The organism is Rhodococcus sp. 1R11, from assembly GCF_004563845.1.
In the GTDB taxonomy this organism is placed as follows: Bacteria; Actinomycetota; Actinomycetes; order Mycobacteriales; family Mycobacteriaceae; genus Rhodococcoides.
The window spans coordinates 1-16,366 of the sequence record NZ_SPNG01000024.1 but is presented as its reverse complement, the minus strand read 5'-3'; the positions used below and the strand labels follow the sequence as shown (position 1 = coordinate 16,366).

Sequence of the window (16,366 nt, the reverse complement as noted above, 5' to 3'; positions counted from 1 at the left end):
CGGATCGTCTACCCCGGAGTCGCAGACGCATTCCCCGACCTGCCGAGCCTGCACGCCGACCGCGTACCCGCCTGAACCACAAAGACGACTGCGCCCACCGCAACCACCAGCAGTAGGCGCAGTCGCGTAAGCCCACCCCGCTGCGGGTAAGCCGTGTAGCCCGCCGATAGATCGGCTGGCTGCATGGGGGCGTTCGAAGATTCGTCGATCCAGGGAGAGTGCGTGCGGAACAGGATATGGCTGATGCTTACCGCGGCAATTCTGTCGGAAACGGCCGCGGCTCTGTCCATGAAAGCCGCGCTCGATGCGCCGATATGGTATGTCGTGGTCGTCGCCGGGTACTGCATTTCGTTCGTGTTGTTGTCTTTGATTCTTCGTGCAGGCGCGCCGGTCGGAAAGACCTATGGGATTTGGGCAGCGTCGGGAATTGCATTGACTGCCGTCTCTGGAACCGTCCTGTTCGGTGAACCGTTGACCGCCACCATGATCGTCGGGATCGCATTCGTCATCGGGGGCGTTTTGCTGGTCGAGTTCGGCTCCGGTCGGGCACGAGAAGGAGTCTCCGGATGACCTGGTGGCTGTTGTCCGGCGCAATCGCCTCAGAGGTCGCTGCCACGCTTGCACTTCGTGCGTCCGAGGGCGGGCGTAGGAGAATTTGGTTTCTCCCAGTTGTTTCGGGATACGTGATCGCGTTCGCCCTGCTGTCCGCAACACTGTCGGCCGGCTTGGCCGTCGGTGTCGCGTACGGAATCTGGGCTGCCTGCGGCGTAGCACTGACCGCTGTCGCTGGGCGTCTGTTGTTCAAAGAGCCGTTGAACTGGGTCATGGCAGCTGGTATCGCTGTGATCATAGGTGGAGTACTGCTCATAGAAACAAGTTCGATCACTCTCTGAGCGCCTGCCGTGATCGGTTGCGGTACCAATACACGCTGCACTGGAGAACCCGGTCGAGACGACGTGCCCCGCACAGCGATGACCTCGCCCGCCGGTGCCTTTTCACGTGCGCGGTACACGGGCCGGGGTCTGCTCGAACACCTCCCGCAGTGCCTGAACTGCGGCCTCGATCGACGGCCGACTGTTGTCGGCGCGCCACAGCGCGTAGATCTCTCGGCGCAGCGGTGGATCGACCGCCCTGATCGCGACGTTCTCGGGAACGTGCACCCGCGCCAGACGTGGCAACAGGGACGCTGCGAGGCCGCTTGCGACAAATTCGAGCTGGGCCGCGAACTCTGGGACCTCGTACCTGATGAGCGGCTCCACGCCACGAGTGCGCAAGGTCTGCACCAACCACAGATGAAAGGACTCACCCTTCCTCCACGTTGTCCAGGGCATGTCGGCCAGGTTAGTCAAATCGACTGTCTCGGAACCGGATTCAGGGTGGTCGGCCGGCAGAGCGACGTCAGCGACATCCTCGTGCACGAGCGTGTGGCGCGTGCCCTCCGGCAACCGCAGAGGCAGCGTGACCCAGCTGTCGACCAATGCCACGTCCAGGTGCCGGCGCTCGATGTCGCGCAACAGATCCTCGGCATCACCGGCCACGAACGACACCTCGAGTCGGGAGTGCCGCTCGCGCAGCACGGCCAACGCCCGGGGTATCACCGAACGCGTCGCGGAGGAGAACGACCCGATCCGCAGCTCTCCTGCCACGTCGACGCCCAGCGACGCGATCTCGGCCTCGGAGGTAGCGATCAACGCCAGGATCTGTTGCCCGCGCTGGGCGAGAACACGCCCCGCCTCGGTCAGCTGCACTCCGCGCCCGGCCTGCGTCAACAGTTCGACGCCCACCTCGCGTTCGAGCTTCGCCAGCTGTTGTGAGACGCCCGAGGCGGTCACATGCAGCTGACGGGCAGCTTCAGCGACCGAGCCATGCTCGGCGACACTGCACAGCGCACGTACCCGCTCCACGTTCAACACAGTAGCAATACTACTCCTTTAAAGTCACAAACATTCAATTGTGCTTTATCTTCTCGCTACCGATAATGGACATGTGAGTATCGACATCGCTTCGTCCAAGACATCTTCCGCCGCGCCTCGGCCAATCCCCGTCGATCCGCGAGTTCTCGTGCTCGCCGGAACGCTGGCGATCTCGTCGACCGGCATCTTCATCGGACTCGCCGACGTCTCCCCTGCCACGGCGACCTTCTTCCGGTGTGTGGTGGCGCTTCCTGTCCTCGCGGTCCTGGCACGGAGAGAGCTCGTCCGCCGCGGCCGCCCACCGGCGCGTTCGGTGCTCATGCACGCAATCGGTGGACTGTTCCTCGGTGTTGACTTCGCACTGTGGTCGCAGTCGATCTCGCTCATCGGCGCCGGTATCTCGACCGTCGTGATGAGTGTGCAGGTGGTCGTCGTTCCCGTGCTGGCATGGATGATTCTGCGAGCACGGGTACCCGGGCAGTTCGTTCTCGCTGTGCCCGTGCTGTTCGTAGGCATTGCCCTTGCCTCCGGTGCGGTGTCGAATCCGCACGACCAAAGTCTCGTTCTCGGTGTGGGTTTGGCGCTGGGGTCCGGGGTGGCGTACGGGGTGTACATCTTCACCGCGGGGCGCGATCGGGACGGTGCGCACTCCACGACCGGGGTCCTGGTTTCCACGGTCACCGCAGGAGTGTCCGGGTCGATGGTCGGCTCGATCTGGGGCGCAGTGGACCTCACCCCAGGGTGGAGGGCGGTGCCGTGGCTGATCGCTCTCGCCGTCGTCGGCCAGGTCCTCGGGTGGATGCTCATCGGACACGCACTGCCGTCGTTGCCGTCGGAAGTGGGGGCAACGTTGTTGCTGGTCCAGCCGGTATTGACGGTCTTGCTCGGTGTGCTGATCTTGCGTGAGAAGCCAACGATGATGCAGTTCGTGGGCTGTACGGTGGTCGTGATCGCGATCTGGGGTGCCACACATCGCCGCCCGGTCGAGCACTCGTGGGGTTCGAGGTTTTCCACCGGACGGGCGAGGTGACGCCGCATCTCGCCGTTTGCCCGTTCGAGCGCCGAGGAACGGATGTCACCCGAGCACGCCTTGAAGTGGACCAGCTAGTTCCACGGTACGGACGGCGACGTCACGGCCCATCAAGGCACGGCGAATCGCGACTACACCTGCGCTATTCGCCGACGCGGCTCTCGGGTTTTGCCGGACGGCGTGAATACTCGACCAGTCGATGACGCACCGCTGGTTCGACGCAGTCCCCGGCTGATCCGTTCAATTGCTCTCGCAACCGTCGGCGGTACTCACCCATTCCGAGTCCGAACTCGACGAATACGTCCGATGCCGACGCTCCCCCGAACGGCTCCCACACGACAGCAAACGCAACCAGCGGATCACTCGATTGTTCGGAAACCACTGCTCAACACCTCTTCCCGACGGCGTCAGTCAGCAGATCACCAAGGTTCAGGAGCGAGTCCTTGCGTGAAAGTCCATTGTGAATTCGTCGGAGCTTCTGGACCCTATTACTGGTCCCACTACCTCGTGGATCGAGTGACACTGTTCGGAAGACTCCGACGCGTTCACAAGAGGACGAGAGCCGTGTGTGAAGTCCGACCGATGTCGCCGTCGCAGCTGAATTCGAACAACATCTCGGTGAATCGTGTAGCGGGCGGTCCCGAGGTGGAATCATGTAGTGGAGGCTCACGAGGCCGCCACGGCGTCGGCGATGGCCTTACCGAGGGTGTCGGTGCCGGCCGAACCACCCATGTCCGGAGTCAGGGTATCCCCGCCTTTGGCCAGAACTGTTTCGACTGCCGCGAGTACTGCTGCGGCAGCGCGGTTTTCGCCGAGGTGCGTCAACATCATGGAGGCGCACCAAATTTGGCCGATAGGGTTGGCGACGCCTCGGCCGGCGATATCGGGAGCCGAGCCGTGCACGGGTTCGAACAAGCTCGGGAAGCGTCGCTCCGGGTTGATGTTTGCACTCGGCGCGATGCCGATGGTGCCGGTGCACGCCGGTCCGAGGTCGGACAGGATGTCGCCGAAGAGGTTCGACGCGACGACGACGTCGAACCAGTCGGGATGCAAGACGAAGTTCGCCGTCAAGATGTCGATGTGATATTTGTCCACGCCGACGCCGGGATAGTTCGTGGACATCGCCCGCACGCGCTCGTCCCAGTACGGCATGGAAATCGAGATGCCGTTGCTCTTCGTGGCCGAGGTGAGGTGCCGCTTGGGTCGGCTCTGCGCAAGATCGAAGGCGTACCGGAGGATTCGGTCGACGCCGACGCGCGTCATGACCGTCTCCTGCATCACGATCTCGCGCTCGGTGCCCTCGAACATCTTGCCGCCGACGCTGGAGTACTCCCCCTCGGTGTTCTCTCGCACGACGTAGAAGTCGACGTCACCGGGCTCGCGGCCGGCGAGCGGGCTGCGCACTCCCGGCATCGACCGGACCGGCCGCAGGTTCACGTACTGGTCGAACGCCCGCCGGAACTGCAGCAGACTGCCCCGCAGCGAGACGTGATCGGGCACCACATCCGGCCAGCCGACTGCGCCGAAGAAGATCGCGTCGAACCGTCGAAGATCGTCGAACCAATTGTCGGGCAACATCTTTCCGTGTTGGGAGTAATAGGCGGCGCTGGAGTGATCGAAGTGTTCGTAGTCGAGGTCGAAGTCGAACGCAGAGGCGGCGGCGTCCAAAACGCGCAGACCTTCGGGCACTACTTCTGTGCCGATGCCATCACCGGGAATGACGGCGATGCGGTGAGTGGTGGACATACTGAAAATCCTTACGGAAGGGATGGGAGGGTTGGCATGCCTGAGCGGGTCATCGAGCTGCGGTGACTACCGCTTGCGGCAGCAGGATCCCCGGAAGACAACTGAGCATTCGGGCGGCACGGTGCGGGCCCGCGACGGTGAGCACTCGCTGTTCCTCGGTTCGTCCAGCGCCGCTGACACGGTCGGCAGATTGATCGTCAACGGGTCGTCGTCGGGGTGCGCCACCTCGACGCTGAACTCCCCGAGTGGGCCTGGACATGGAACGTATCGTCACGCGCGGTAGGCAGTCGACGCATCGACGTCACCCGTGAACGCTGACAAGGAGGCGTTTTCGGCCCATTGGGTTGGTCCACGTAGCGGGTTCGGCCTCCCAGAACGGGCCTGCCAGTCGGTTGCCGATCACGCCGTGCACACAACAGACGTTACGCGAATGCCGATTGTCTGACAATCATTAGTTCGTCAGTGCTTTAATCTCCTGCAGCGAACGTCCTCGTGGGCGCTCCCCAAGAAGGAGAAATACTGTGCCACAGGGTCACGAAGAACTGTCCGACGACGAAAAACACCTCGCATCACTCGGCTACACCCAGGAGCTGAATCGCTCCTGGTCGAGCTTCAGCAACTTCGCCATCTCGTTCTCGATCATCTCCATACTGGCGGGCTGCTTCACCTCGTTCGGGCTCGGCTGGAACAATGGGGGGCCTGCCGCCATCGCCTGGGGTTGGCCCATCGTGTCGGTGTTCATCCTGTTTATTGGACTGTGCATGTCCGAACTGGTGTCGGCCTACCCCACCTCAGGCGGCATCTACTGGTGGGCAAGCAAACTCGGAGGCGCCAAGGCCGGCTTTTACACCGGCTGGCTGAACATCATCGGCCTCATCGCCATCCTCGCGTCGACGGCATACGGCGCGGCGACGTTCCTCGACCTCACCCTCGGCACCTTCAGCGAGACGTGGCTGGCCGGGTACAGCCTGACGAGAGTCTTCGTCATCTTCCTCGTGATCCTGGCTATGTCGGCGACCATCAATATCTTCTCCTCGCACCTACTGGCCGTCATCAACAACATTTCGGTTTGGTGGCACGTGGCGGGCGCAACCTGCGTCATCGCCATCCTCATCGTGGTACCCAAGCAACACGCCAGCCTGTCCGACGTCTTCGCCAAGACCGTCAACAACACCGGAATGTTCAACGGTGCCACGTCCGGGGTCGGCTGGCTGATCTTCGTACTGCCGATCTCGGCGATCCTTACCCAGTACACGATCACCGGCTACGACGCGTCCGCGCACATCTCCGAGGAAACCAAGGGCGCGGCCGACGGAGCTGCCAAGGGAATTTGGCGGGCCATCGTCTACTCCGCCATCGGCGGCTGGATCCTGTTGCTCACCTTCCTGTTCGCAGTGAACGATTCGGATGCGGTGTCCGCGGGTGGTGGTGCGGTCGCGGTGATCTTCAGCCAGGCGATGAGCTCGCCGTGGGTGGGCGTCGTGTTGCTGATCTCGACGGCTGGTCAGCTGTTCTGCCTCACTGCCATCCAGACCAGTAGTTCGCGGATGCTGTTCGCGTTCAGCCGCGACCGCGCGGTACCGGGTCATCAGCTGTGGTCGAAGGTCAGCAAGAACAAGATTCCTGCCAACGGCGTGATCGTCACCGCCGCGCTCGCGGCAGTCATCACGTTGCCGGCGCTGGTCGAGGTCGACGTCAACGGCGCACCCGTTCCGGTCGCGTTCTTCGCCGTAGCCTCCATCGGCGTCGTCGGCTTGTACCTGTGCTTCGCTGTGCCGATCTACTTCCGCTGGAAGGCCGGTGACTCGTTCCCCGTCGGCAAATGGAATCTGCGCGGTCACCACAAGTGGATGGCACCCGTCGCGCTCGTCGAGATCGTTGTCACCTCGATCATTGCCATGTTCCCGACCTCGTTGGGCGGTGTGCCGTGGGACCCGAGCTTCGAGTGGAAGTTCGTCAACTACACCCCGCTACTCGTCGGCGGCGTGCTGATCCTGCTGTTTTTCTACTGGCACGCGTCGGTGAAGAAATGGTTCACCGGACCGATCAATCAGGTCACAGCCGTTGCCGGAGAACTCGACCTCACTTAGAGCGCTTACCCGCGGTTACATGCACCGGGCCACTCGTGCCTTGACGCTCAGGGGCCCGGTGCTCTCAGCCGGACAGTTCTGGAAGGTCGACGTCAGAAAAGGGCAGTTTCGACGGCGTCACCCTCGTCGACTGTGATCGTCACCGATTCCCGATGAGGGCCAACGTCTTGCTATGTCCTCCGTTCGAAGCCCACTGTGGCGAGCCGACTACTGACATCCTCACCTTCGAACGGTCGGCAGCGTAAACGAACTGACATTGCGTTCCGCCGATCATCGGTTCGACTCTCCGATTCGATGCTCCCGTCGACCAGCCCATGCCGTGCGCGTGATTCGATAGCCATCCGCCAACGGAACCGAGTCGAAAGCACCGGATCCGGCGGTGCCGGCGCGCTCACGTCGACGGACGGTGTCGTCGTGGAGACGGTGACCGACATTCGCACTCTGCGAACGTTCACGACCACCGATCCCAGTGAGCCCGCCGCTGTTCACTCTGCCGACGACAAACGAGAACTCTCCGTCACCGCCCGAAACAGAAGTTCCTGATCGAGAGCACGAATACGGGTGGAAACGCTCGAAAACTCAGAAGCAGTGATCTCTGGTAATCGAGGACTTCCATGTGGCCACGGACAGCAATGGCACATGCACGCAACCGACCCCATTCAGAGAACCTACTATGTTAATCCCAGGTAAAACGGCTGGCAAGAGCCTCTCCGTGAGATCTACGACACGCTCACTGCCAACTATCTCTTGACTCTCAATCACACTGGCCCATACAGTCATTGTTGATTGATGGACAATCAAGTGATCGACCATCGGCGAGAGGCAAACGTAGCCGTGATAGCACCAGACCCGACAACTGGCACTCATCCGTCGGGCTCCGATATGTATCGATTCGACGACAAGGTTCGTGACCGACGCCGCCGCGACTTGTCGCGTACCGCGCGATGGTTCCTGCTGTCAGTCGGCTCGAGGTCCCGAATTTACGCGCGTAGCGTGCGGCGCACTACCTCAGAGGAACACAGTATCGCCGCCGCACTGGCGGACGAGGCCGGCCTGCGACCACAGCTGCCGACACTGCTGCCCTCGGGCTACCAACTGGACCGTGCCGCTGCGTTCGCGTCGGGGGGTGGCGTGGAATTCTCCTTCAGGTCCGCCGACGGCGGGCGCTTCTTCCGGCTCACCCAGCGGGCATGGTTCGTCCCACTGGCCGAGGAGCTTCGGGTAACCAACCTGCCTCACACTCGGATCCCGTTCAGTCGCAACGACATACACGTCATCCACGGCGAGTGCTACGAAGAGCCGATCGACGACGGATTTTGGCATTCCACCCGCTGGGCATTTGCCTGGCAGCACGGTCCGCTCATCACCCAGATCCGCTGCGTGCGCGATCAGGCACCGACCGCTACGACGCTGCTTCGCTGCCTACAAGAACCGTACGCACCACCTTTCACCGGGCACCTCTCACAAACCGAAAGAACTCAGAAATGAAGACTCCCAGTAAACTCAATCCGTTCAGCCGCAACTCGAGCAGTCCGTCGGACAAGTTCGTGATGAACCGGCGCCGTGCCCTGGGGCTGGCTGCCGGCGCAGCCGCCGCCACATTCGCCGGTAGTTCCTTGACTGCCTGCGCGAAAGAGGGCGGCGGCAGTGGCGGTTACAAAGTCGCCATGATCGTACCGACCTACGACGCCGTGCGTTGGAAGGCCGCGGACGGGCCCTTCTTCATCCAGGAGGCCCAGGCGCTCGGTATGAACCCGATGCCGATCCAGTCGTCGAACAACGATGTAGACCTGCAACTCAAGCAGGTCGAGAATGCGCTCAACCAGGGCATCGAGGGACTCGTGCTGGCACCGGTGAACGTCGACGCCGCGAAGGCGATGGTGCAGATGGCCAACAGCGCGGGAGTCCCTGTAATTGCGCACAACTATGTGGTTCCCGAGGCCAAACTTGCCGGAGTCTCCGCCCGGGACGGGATTGCGCTCGGCGAAATGCTCGGTGCTGCGATGGTTGCGATGGCCCCGGAGGGTAATTACGCCATTGCCAAGGGCGAAGAGGGCACCGATATGGCCCAGCTCAAGGCCGAAGGCGGGATGAACATCCTCAAGCCGATGATCGATTCCGGAACCATCGCGGTGGTGTCCGATCAGTGGAACCGGGCCTGGTCCGGCGATCTGGCGCAGAAACAGATCGAGCAGGCACTGACCATATCGGGCAACCAACTCGCCGGCGTCCTCTCCTACTGCGATTGCATGACCTACGGGATCGTCCAGGCTATCCGTGCCCAGGGACTCGCCGGCAAAATTATCGTCTCCGGCGAGGACTGCGAGCCCGAGATGCTCAAACTCATCCTCGGTGGCGACGCCCACGTCAGTGCCTGGACCGCCTTCGACCAGATGGGGCGCAACTCCGCGCAACTGCTCTTCAACGCCCTCGAAGGCAAGTCGTGGGACGGCGACACCTACGACAACGGCAGTGGGGAGACCATTCCGTTCTTCAAGACTCCCCTGCGGAACGTGACCAAAGACGGCGCGCTGCCCGACTCGATTTCGGTTGCCCAGTTCGTCGACGAGAACCCCTGGTGGACAACGCCCGCCGCAGTGGGCCTGTAGTCAGCCCAACCGCAGCATCAGACCAAATTCGATGAGGTGAGGAACCTTCAATGACAACAACTACCAATGACCCCACTCCTTCAGCACCACAGGCCCCACCGAAGGGCGGTGACGCACCTGGTCACCGCGGGTTCAACAGGTTCGGCGTCCCCGTAAGCCAATTGCGGGCACTGACCCTGATCGGTGTACTGATCCTGATGTGGTTGGTTTTCCAAGTGCTGACCGATGGGCTGTTCCTGACCCCACGGAACCTCACTACACTTACAGTTCAGGTTGCGATCACTGCACTGCTCGCCGCCGGCGTGGTCATGATCATGGTCTGCGGCCACATCGACCTGTCGGTCGGATCCTCGGTGGGGTTCTGCGCAGTGTTCTCGGCGCTGCTGGTCGATTCGACAAATGGCTTCGGGCTGTCGCTGTCGACGCCCGTGCTGATCCTGATGACCATCGGGGTCGGGATGGTGATCGGTGTCTGGCAAGGATTCTGGGTTGCCGTGCTGGGCGTTCCGTCCTTCATCGTCACCCTGGGTTCATTGCTCGGCCTGCGTGGGCTCGCCCTGGCCCTGACGGATGGTTCCACGGTGTCCGCGGGATCGTCGGTGTCGTTCATCTCGCAGACCTACCTGTCGACCTGGGTGTTCGTGCCGCTGATCGTACTGCTGTTGGCAGCGTTCATCTGGGCGAAGTACCGCGAATTCCGCGCCCGCCAGGATGCCGGCATCGAGGCCTCGATAACCTCCATCGTGGTGATACCGGCCGCGCTGACCTTTGTCGCCGCGCTGGCCGCGACCCTGGTCATGGCCTCTTACCGGGGCGCACCGTTGCCGTCGGCCATCATGGTCGTGGTACTGGTGGTCGTGACATTCATGTTGGCACGCACCCGGTTCGGCCGGTCCCTGTATGCAATCGGCGGCAACGCCGAGGCGGCACGCTACGCCGGCATCAATGCCCGCAAACTGACCTTCATCGTCTTCGTTTTCATGGGTGTGCTGTACGGCATCGCCGGCCTGATGATGCTCTCGCGTTCCGGCGTCGGCAGCCCCAATGCCGGTGTTGGACTTGAACTTTCCGTGATCGGTGCGGCCGTGATCGGTGGCACCAGCCTGTTCGGCGGGGTCGGTACCGCCACCGGTGCCGTGTTCGGGGCCCTGTTGTTGGAGACGCTGATCAACGGCATGGGCCTGATGAACATCGATTCCTCGTACCAGATGATCGTCACCGGAGTGGTACTGCTGGTTGCCGTGTACATCGACATCCGGGGACGGCGCGCACATGCCTGACCAGTGGCCGCAACGGCACCTGCGGAGGGGCATCAACTGCGACCTCGGCGAGTCCTACGGCCGGCTGCGTGTCGGCCACGACGACGAGGTGATGCAATATCTGTCCACCGCCAACATCGCGTGCGGCTACCACGGCGGCGACCCGTCGACCATGCGGAGGGCCGCGGATTCAGCAGTGACACACGGTGTTCTCTGTGGTGCCCATCCCTCGCTACCCGATCTCCAGGGATTCGGCCGGCGTCGTCTGGATGTGGCTCCCGCCGAACTCACCGACATGGTGCTCTATCAACTGGGGGCGTTGCAAGCAGTGCTCACGGCGGCCGGCACCACCATGTCGCACGTCAAACCGCACGGGGTGCTCTACTCGATGCTGTGGGAACCCGAACTGGCGCACGCGTTCGCCGACGCGGTGGAGATCCTCGATCCCGGATTGCCGTGGATCGCCATGAAGAACACACCTACCTTCGAGATCGCCCGCCAACGTGGACTCAACCCGGTCGATGAATTCACTGCCGACCGCGAGTACACACCCGACGGCAAGCTGGTAATCACCCGCAACCCGGAACCGGTCGACATCGCCGAGATGAGTGACAGGATGCGCGACGTCGTATCCAGCGGCACAACGTCGGCAAACGACGGCAGCACCCGGCTGCATTTCGACGCCACCGTGGTCTGCATGCACAGTGACGGACCCAACGCCCCGGAAGTAGCGGCCGCATTGTGGTCGATCCTCACCGAGGACGGGCAACGCCCGTGGGAGGGTGGCGACCGGACGTGAGTGCAGACTCGGTAGTTCAGGACGCCGGTGAGATCCGCGTCCTGCCATGCGGTGAGCAGCATCTGCTGATCGAACTCGGCAGGACCGGCGGGTTGCGGATGAGTTTGCGCACCCTGCGGTTGGCGGAACTGATCGACGATGCTGCCATCGACGGTGTGACCGATGTGGTTCCAATGTTCGCGTCTGTGCTGCTGGGACTGGACCCGCTGGTGGTCGACGCCGAGACGGTGGAGCGGCGATGCCATGCGCTGGTCGAGGCGATCGGTGACGATATGGAACTGTCGCACCGGTCCCGGCTCGTCGAAATTCCGGTGTATTACGGCGATCCCTGGTCGGAAGCCTGTGTGCAGGACTACCGCGAGAAGGTCGCGCCGATCGAACACAACCCCACCTTCGTCGCCCGCTCCAACCAGCTCGACAGCTGCGAGGAACTCTACGAGCGTCACAGTTCCACCGAGCACTGGGTGGCTGGAGTGGGGTTCTGGCCGGGACTGCCGGACATGTTTCCGCTCGATCCGGACAAGAGGCTGTTCGTCCCCAAATACGACCCGCCGCGAATCTGGACGGTTCGTGGCGGTGTCGGTGTCGGTGGCGGTTTCACCTCGATCTACCCACTCGAGACCCCCGGTGGGTACCACCTGATCGGACGGACCCCTACGCCCATCTACGGTCTGGACCGGACAGCGCAAACAGGATTCGACGGATCAGTGGTGCTGTTCCGTCCCGGTGACCGAGTGCGGTTCCGCCGAATCGACGCCGACGAATTCACGGCGATCGAAGCGCAGGTCGACAGCGGGGATTTCGAGCACACCACGCTCGGGTCGGAGGTCTTCGATCTGCACCGCTACCACGAACAATACGGAACTCACCAGAACCACGGAGACGCAACATGATTCATGTGATAGCGCCGGGCCTGGAAACCACCGTCCAGGACTTCCCCGGTCGGCGTGGACTTCGTGCCGTGGGGATTCCGCCCTCGGGCCCGTATGACGATCGGTCCTTTCGGATCGGCAACGCACTCTTGGGCAACGCCGTGTCGGCTGCCGGCCTCGAGATTCAGCTCATCGGCCCCACTCTCAGGTTCGACGTGGCCTCGACGGTGGCATTGACCGGTGCCGTCACCGACGCGACACTCGACGGCAGGCCACTGCCCATGTGGCAGACGGTCGAAGTGCGGGCGGGACAGGTCCTGAACATAGGCACCGCTGTCCGCGGTATCCGTAGCTACCTGACGATCGCCGGCGGCATTCGCTCGCAGCCGGTTCTGGGCAGTAGATCCACGTTCGTGCGGGCGGGCATCGGCGGGATCGGCGGCCGGGCCCTGGCTGCTGGCATGCAGATCCCGATCGCCCGGACCGGGCCCGTGCCGCCGCGACTGCTTGCGCCGCCCGCAGTCCCCGACTTCGGCCATTACGTCGCCATCGACGTGGTACTCGGCCCACACAGCGACTGGCTGACTCCGGCGGGACACCAGGCTTTCCTGGACGCACCGTGGACAGTCACCGCTCAAAGTGATCGCACCGGATGCCGCTTGGTGGGTCCTGCGCTGGAATTCTCGGACCGCGCCCTGAACAAACCCCCGGACAACGGCGGTGACCCGTCGAATGTGGTGAACACCGGCTATCCACTCGGTGGGGTGAATCTGGCGGGCACCTCGCCGATCGTCCTACCGGTAGACGGACCCAGCCAAGGCGGCTTCATCACGCCGTATGTAATTGCCGGCGCATCGATGTGGCGACTGGCACAGGTACGCGGCGGGCATCAGATCCGGTTCACCGCCATCGACCGAGCCAGTGCCCGGAACCGTCTGATCGAGCACGAGAACGCCTGTGCCGGTGCCGAATATCTGGTGAAAGTCGACGAACTCACGACCGCCAGCGGTGCGGCATGACTGCGTCGCCCAGATCCGACCAGAAGAGATAGCCGACATGGCCCCGATTGCAGTCATCGCCGACGAACGTCGACGAGGAACTCGAGCAACCCGCTCTAATCCTCTAGCTGCTGGGCGATCGTCCGGTCTCGGTAGTGCCCGACGCCGCGCGCGGCGGGTCAGCTGCTCCGCAATCCATTCTCCGACAATTGACAGTAAGCAAGGTGTAACAAGATGACTGTTATGAATTCCGGCATCCGCGACCGTGCTGCCGAATCCCCCAGGGCCCCACTGCTGGCCGTATCGAACGTCTCCAAGGTCTTCGGAGGCACCCGCGCCCTGAAAGATGTCTCCCTGACATTCGGCGACTCCGAGGTGCACGCCCTGCTCGGCGAGAACGGCGCCGGCAAGTCGACGCTGATCAAACTCATAGGCGGGTTCTACCCCACCTCTGGCGCAACCGGCACCTTTCACCTGGACGGGCAGCCGGTCTCGTTCGACTCCGTCGGTGCCGCCGAAGCTCGTGGCATTTTCCTTGTGCCGCAGGAACTTCAGGTGGTTCCGGAGATGTCGGTGGCCGAGAACCTGCTGCTCAACCGGGAACCCACCAAGATGGGCCTGGTGGATCGGCGCGTCATGCTGAAGGAAGCCGTCAAATGGCTGACCACTTTCAAACTCGACATCGATCCCACCCAACTCATGCGCGAGTTGACCACGGCCCAAAAGCAACTCGTCAGCATCGCCCGCGCCATGAGCCAGGGTGCCCGGGTGGTGGTGCTCGACGAGCCCACCGCCGCGCTCACCGAATCCGAGATCGACGTCCTGTTCGACCGGATCAAACTGTTTCGCGACCAAGGCGTTCTGGTCATCTATATTTCGCACCGGCTCAAGGAGATCGCCCGGATTGCGGACAAGATTACAGTGATGCGCGACGGTCGGGTAGTCAAGAATGGAGTCACTGCACGAGATCTAGATTCCGCCGCGATCATCAAGGCCATGGTCGGCAAAGACATCGAGAACCTGTACCCCAAGCAGGTCTTCGAGCCCGGCAAGGTGCTGTTCGCCGTGCAGGACCTGCACGTCCGCAGCTCCATCCCCGGTAAGCCCGACGTGGTTGACGGCATCGGCTTCGAACTCCACCGCGGTGAGGTCCTGGGCATCTACGGCGTCGTCGGATCCGGTACCACCGAAACCTCACGCAGTTTGTTCGGTGTCAGCAACACCGCCTCGTCGGCAAGGTTCACCCGCGACGGCGAGACGGTGCACATCGGTTCTCCTGCAGACGCCATGCGGTGCGGTATCGGCTACATCCCCGATGACCGCAAGAACCGCGCGATCCTGCCGCACATGTCGGTGTCGTCGAACATGTCGATCGCCGCACTGCCGTCGCTTTCGCGTTTCGGGATCATCCGCGCCCGCGACGATTTCGCCCTGTCCGCCAAGCACCGTCAGGGCATGCAGATCGCCGTCGCTTCCGTGGACCAGAAGATATCCGAACTCAGCGGCGGTAACCAGCAGAAGGTCATCGCCGGTCGCTGGCTGGCCACGGATCCACAGGTGCTGATCATGCACGAACCCACCCTGGGCGTCGACGTGGGTGCCCGGGCACGTATCTACGAAACGATGAACGAATTCGCCGGCGAGGGACGCGGCATCCTTCTGGTCTCGTCCGATCTCTCCGAGGTCATGGGGATGGCCGACCGCATATTGGTGCTCTCGCACGGCCACATCACGGCCGAACTGAAGCGCGAAGACTTCAAAGAAGAAACAATCATGTCCGCTGCAATAGGAGAACACTCGTGACCGAGACCAGCTGGCCCTAGCAGGCCCCCGCTCCCCGGCCGCCAGGGTGCCACGCAGACCAGAACCACCATGCCCAACCGTGGCCGCGCCTTGGCGCGACCCCAGACGTCGACCGATGCCGTCATCTCGCACATCGGGTAGTTGGTGATCTGCGGCAAGTACAAACCAAGCTCACCGCTGCCCGAGGTGACGTTGGTTGGCAACTTCAACGCAGCCCGGGGCGCGGTCAGCGTTTGGCGCGCTTCCCGACGGGGCCTGACAGAAATTCACCCACACTGTGGCGCATTCGTCCGGAGCATCGGCGATAAGCGGGTCTGCGAGGCATTCGACCTGTGTCCCCTCCTGGGGTGCTGTGCGCTCGAAGCCGACATCGAGTTGCACTGAGCCATTGCCTCGAACTGCCGCGAAGAATTGCAACGTGACACGTGAAATCCGTTCGGATGGAGCCTATTCGGGCGATCAGCCTGCCCAAGGTGCTCGACTCGGACATCTCGAGCCTGGCATCGGCGGTGTACAGCCCAACGAAGGTTCTCGCTGCCTCGAACTGGAAGGAACCCCCGATGACAAACACCCTCAGCTACACCACCGAGTGGTCCGGCCAGATCGGGCACAGCTCGGGTGACACGCGTCGCCACCGTTGCCACGCAGGCCCGCGGTTCGTGGGGATGAGCCGATGAACAGCCGATCGAAGGAAGACATGACTCAATCATTGTTCACTAGAACGCAGGTCGAACCCGATATCCATACCACTGCGGGTAAATTGGCCGATCTTCGTAAACGTCTCGCGGGTGCGGAGCATCCCTCGGGTGAGGCGGCGGTGGAGCGGGTCCACGCGAAGGGCAAGTTGACTGCGCGGGAGCGGATCACCGCCCTGCTCGACGAGGGTTCGTTCGTCGAGCTCGATGCGTTGGCGCGGCACCGATCCCAGAATTTCGGGTTGGGGGAGAACCGGCCCCTCGGTGACGGTGTCGTCACCGGCTACGGCACCGTCGATGGCCGTGATGTGTGCGTGTTCTCCCAGGACGCGACCGTGTTCGGTGGCTCTCTGGGGGAGATCTACGGCGAGAAGATCGTCAAGGTGATGGATCTGGCGATCAAGACCGGCCGTCCGTTGGTGGGCATCAACGAAGGTGCCGGGGCCCGCATCCAGGAAGGTGTGGTCTCGCTGGGGTTGTACGGGGAGATCTTTCACCGCAACGTCCGCGCATCGGGGGTGATCCCGCAGATCTCGGTGATCATGGGCCCCG

The 16,366-nt window shown here is 62.8% G+C and carries 14 protein-coding genes; 12 read left to right on the top strand and 2 right to left on the bottom strand.

What is annotated here, in order from left to right:
* Window positions 1-243 precede the first annotated feature (243 nt).
* Window positions 244-570: an SMR family transporter gene (locus E4P29_RS25620; protein WP_245154498.1), complete on the top strand. Its 327-nt coding sequence runs from the start codon at window positions 244-246 to the stop codon at window positions 568-570.
* Window positions 567-893: an SMR family transporter gene (locus E4P29_RS25615; protein WP_135048053.1), complete on the top strand. Its 327-nt coding sequence runs from the start codon at window positions 567-569 to the stop codon at window positions 891-893. The genes E4P29_RS25620 and E4P29_RS25615 overlap by 4 nt, the downstream gene beginning before the upstream one ends.
* A 102-nt stretch (window positions 894-995) precedes the next feature.
* On the opposite strand, the gene E4P29_RS25610 is transcribed toward E4P29_RS25615, so the two are convergent.
* Window positions 996-1,913: a LysR family transcriptional regulator gene (locus E4P29_RS25610; protein ID WP_135048051.1), complete on the bottom strand. Its 918-nt coding sequence runs from the start codon at window positions 1,911-1,913 to the stop codon at window positions 996-998.
* Window positions 1,914-1,986: 73 nt separating this feature from the next.
* On the opposite strand from E4P29_RS25610, the gene E4P29_RS25605 reads away from it, so the two are divergent.
* Window positions 1,987-2,943, top strand: coding sequence for a DMT family transporter (locus E4P29_RS25605; RefSeq protein WP_135048049.1), 957 nt, complete (start codon window positions 1,987-1,989; stop codon window positions 2,941-2,943).
* Between the two features lie 666 nt (window positions 2,944-3,609).
* Here E4P29_RS25605 and E4P29_RS25600 read toward each other — a convergent pair.
* Window positions 3,610-4,689 (bottom strand): tartrate dehydrogenase, encoded by a 1,080-nt coding sequence (locus tag E4P29_RS25600; protein WP_135048047.1) that lies wholly within the window; start codon window positions 4,687-4,689, stop codon window positions 3,610-3,612.
* Window positions 4,690-5,210: 521 nt separating this feature from the next.
* On the opposite strand from E4P29_RS25600, the gene E4P29_RS25595 reads away from it, so the two are divergent.
* The 9 genes from E4P29_RS25595 to E4P29_RS25560 all read left to right on the top strand — a co-directional run.
* Window positions 5,211-6,779, top strand: coding sequence for an amino acid permease (locus E4P29_RS25595; protein WP_135048045.1), 1,569 nt, complete (start codon window positions 5,211-5,213; stop codon window positions 6,777-6,779).
* 993 nt (window positions 6,780-7,772) lie between these two features.
* Entirely contained in the window at window positions 7,773-8,267 is a 495-nt protein-coding gene (locus tag E4P29_RS26185) for a hypothetical protein (RefSeq protein ID WP_167735621.1), read from the top strand.
* On the top strand, window positions 8,264-9,388 hold the full coding sequence (locus E4P29_RS25590) for a substrate-binding domain-containing protein (protein WP_167735620.1): 1,125 nt from the start codon (window positions 8,264-8,266) through the stop codon (window positions 9,386-9,388). The genes E4P29_RS26185 and E4P29_RS25590 overlap by 4 nt, the downstream gene beginning before the upstream one ends.
* Window positions 9,389-9,438: 50 nt before the next feature.
* Window positions 9,439-10,668 (top strand): sugar ABC transporter permease, encoded by a 1,230-nt coding sequence (locus tag E4P29_RS25585; RefSeq protein ID WP_135048041.1) that lies wholly within the window; start codon window positions 9,439-9,441, stop codon window positions 10,666-10,668.
* The gene (locus E4P29_RS25580; RefSeq protein ID WP_135048039.1) at window positions 10,661-11,446 is read left to right on the top strand and encodes a 5-oxoprolinase subunit PxpA; all 786 of its coding nucleotides are present in this window, start codon (window positions 10,661-10,663) and stop codon (window positions 11,444-11,446) included. The genes E4P29_RS25585 and E4P29_RS25580 overlap by 8 nt, the downstream gene beginning before the upstream one ends.
* Window positions 11,443-12,339: a carboxyltransferase domain-containing protein gene (locus tag E4P29_RS25575; RefSeq protein ID WP_167735619.1), complete on the top strand. Its 897-nt coding sequence runs from the start codon at window positions 11,443-11,445 to the stop codon at window positions 12,337-12,339. The genes E4P29_RS25580 and E4P29_RS25575 overlap by 4 nt, the downstream gene beginning before the upstream one ends.
* Complete coding sequence (locus E4P29_RS25570; protein WP_135048035.1) at window positions 12,336-13,337, top strand: biotin-dependent carboxyltransferase family protein; 1,002 nt, start codon at window positions 12,336-12,338, stop codon at window positions 13,335-13,337. The genes E4P29_RS25575 and E4P29_RS25570 overlap by 4 nt, the downstream gene beginning before the upstream one ends.
* Before the next feature lie 213 nt (window positions 13,338-13,550).
* Entirely contained in the window at window positions 13,551-15,119 is a 1,569-nt protein-coding gene (locus tag E4P29_RS25565; protein WP_135048032.1) for a sugar ABC transporter ATP-binding protein, read from the top strand.
* A 697-nt stretch (window positions 15,120-15,816) separates the two neighbouring features.
* Window positions 15,817-16,366: carboxyl transferase domain-containing protein (locus E4P29_RS25560; RefSeq protein ID WP_280634561.1), on the top strand; the 550-nt coding region annotated here is incomplete at its 3' end.

Bases quoted from the DNA above. Each gene is read 5' to 3' on its own strand.
- E4P29_RS25590 (WP_167735620.1), top strand. From the start codon at position 8,264: ATGAAGACTCCCAGTAAACTCAATCCGTTCAGCCGCAACTCGAGCAGT.
- E4P29_RS25570 (WP_135048035.1), top strand. From the start codon at position 12,336: ATGATTCATGTGATAGCGCCGGGCCTGGAAACCACCGTCCAGGACTTC.
- E4P29_RS25585 (WP_135048041.1), top strand. From the start codon at position 9,439: ATGACAACAACTACCAATGACCCCACTCCTTCAGCACCACAGGCCCCA.
- E4P29_RS25600 (WP_135048047.1), bottom strand. From the start codon at position 4,689: ATGTCCACCACTCACCGCATCGCCGTCATTCCCGGTGATGGCATCGGC.
- E4P29_RS25580 (WP_135048039.1), top strand. From the start codon at position 10,661: ATGCCTGACCAGTGGCCGCAACGGCACCTGCGGAGGGGCATCAACTGC.
- E4P29_RS25615 (WP_135048053.1), top strand. From the start codon at position 567: ATGACCTGGTGGCTGTTGTCCGGCGCAATCGCCTCAGAGGTCGCTGCC.
- E4P29_RS25565 (WP_135048032.1), top strand. From the start codon at position 13,551: ATGACTGTTATGAATTCCGGCATCCGCGACCGTGCTGCCGAATCCCCC.
- E4P29_RS25620 (WP_245154498.1), top strand. From the start codon at position 244: ATGCTTACCGCGGCAATTCTGTCGGAAACGGCCGCGGCTCTGTCCATG.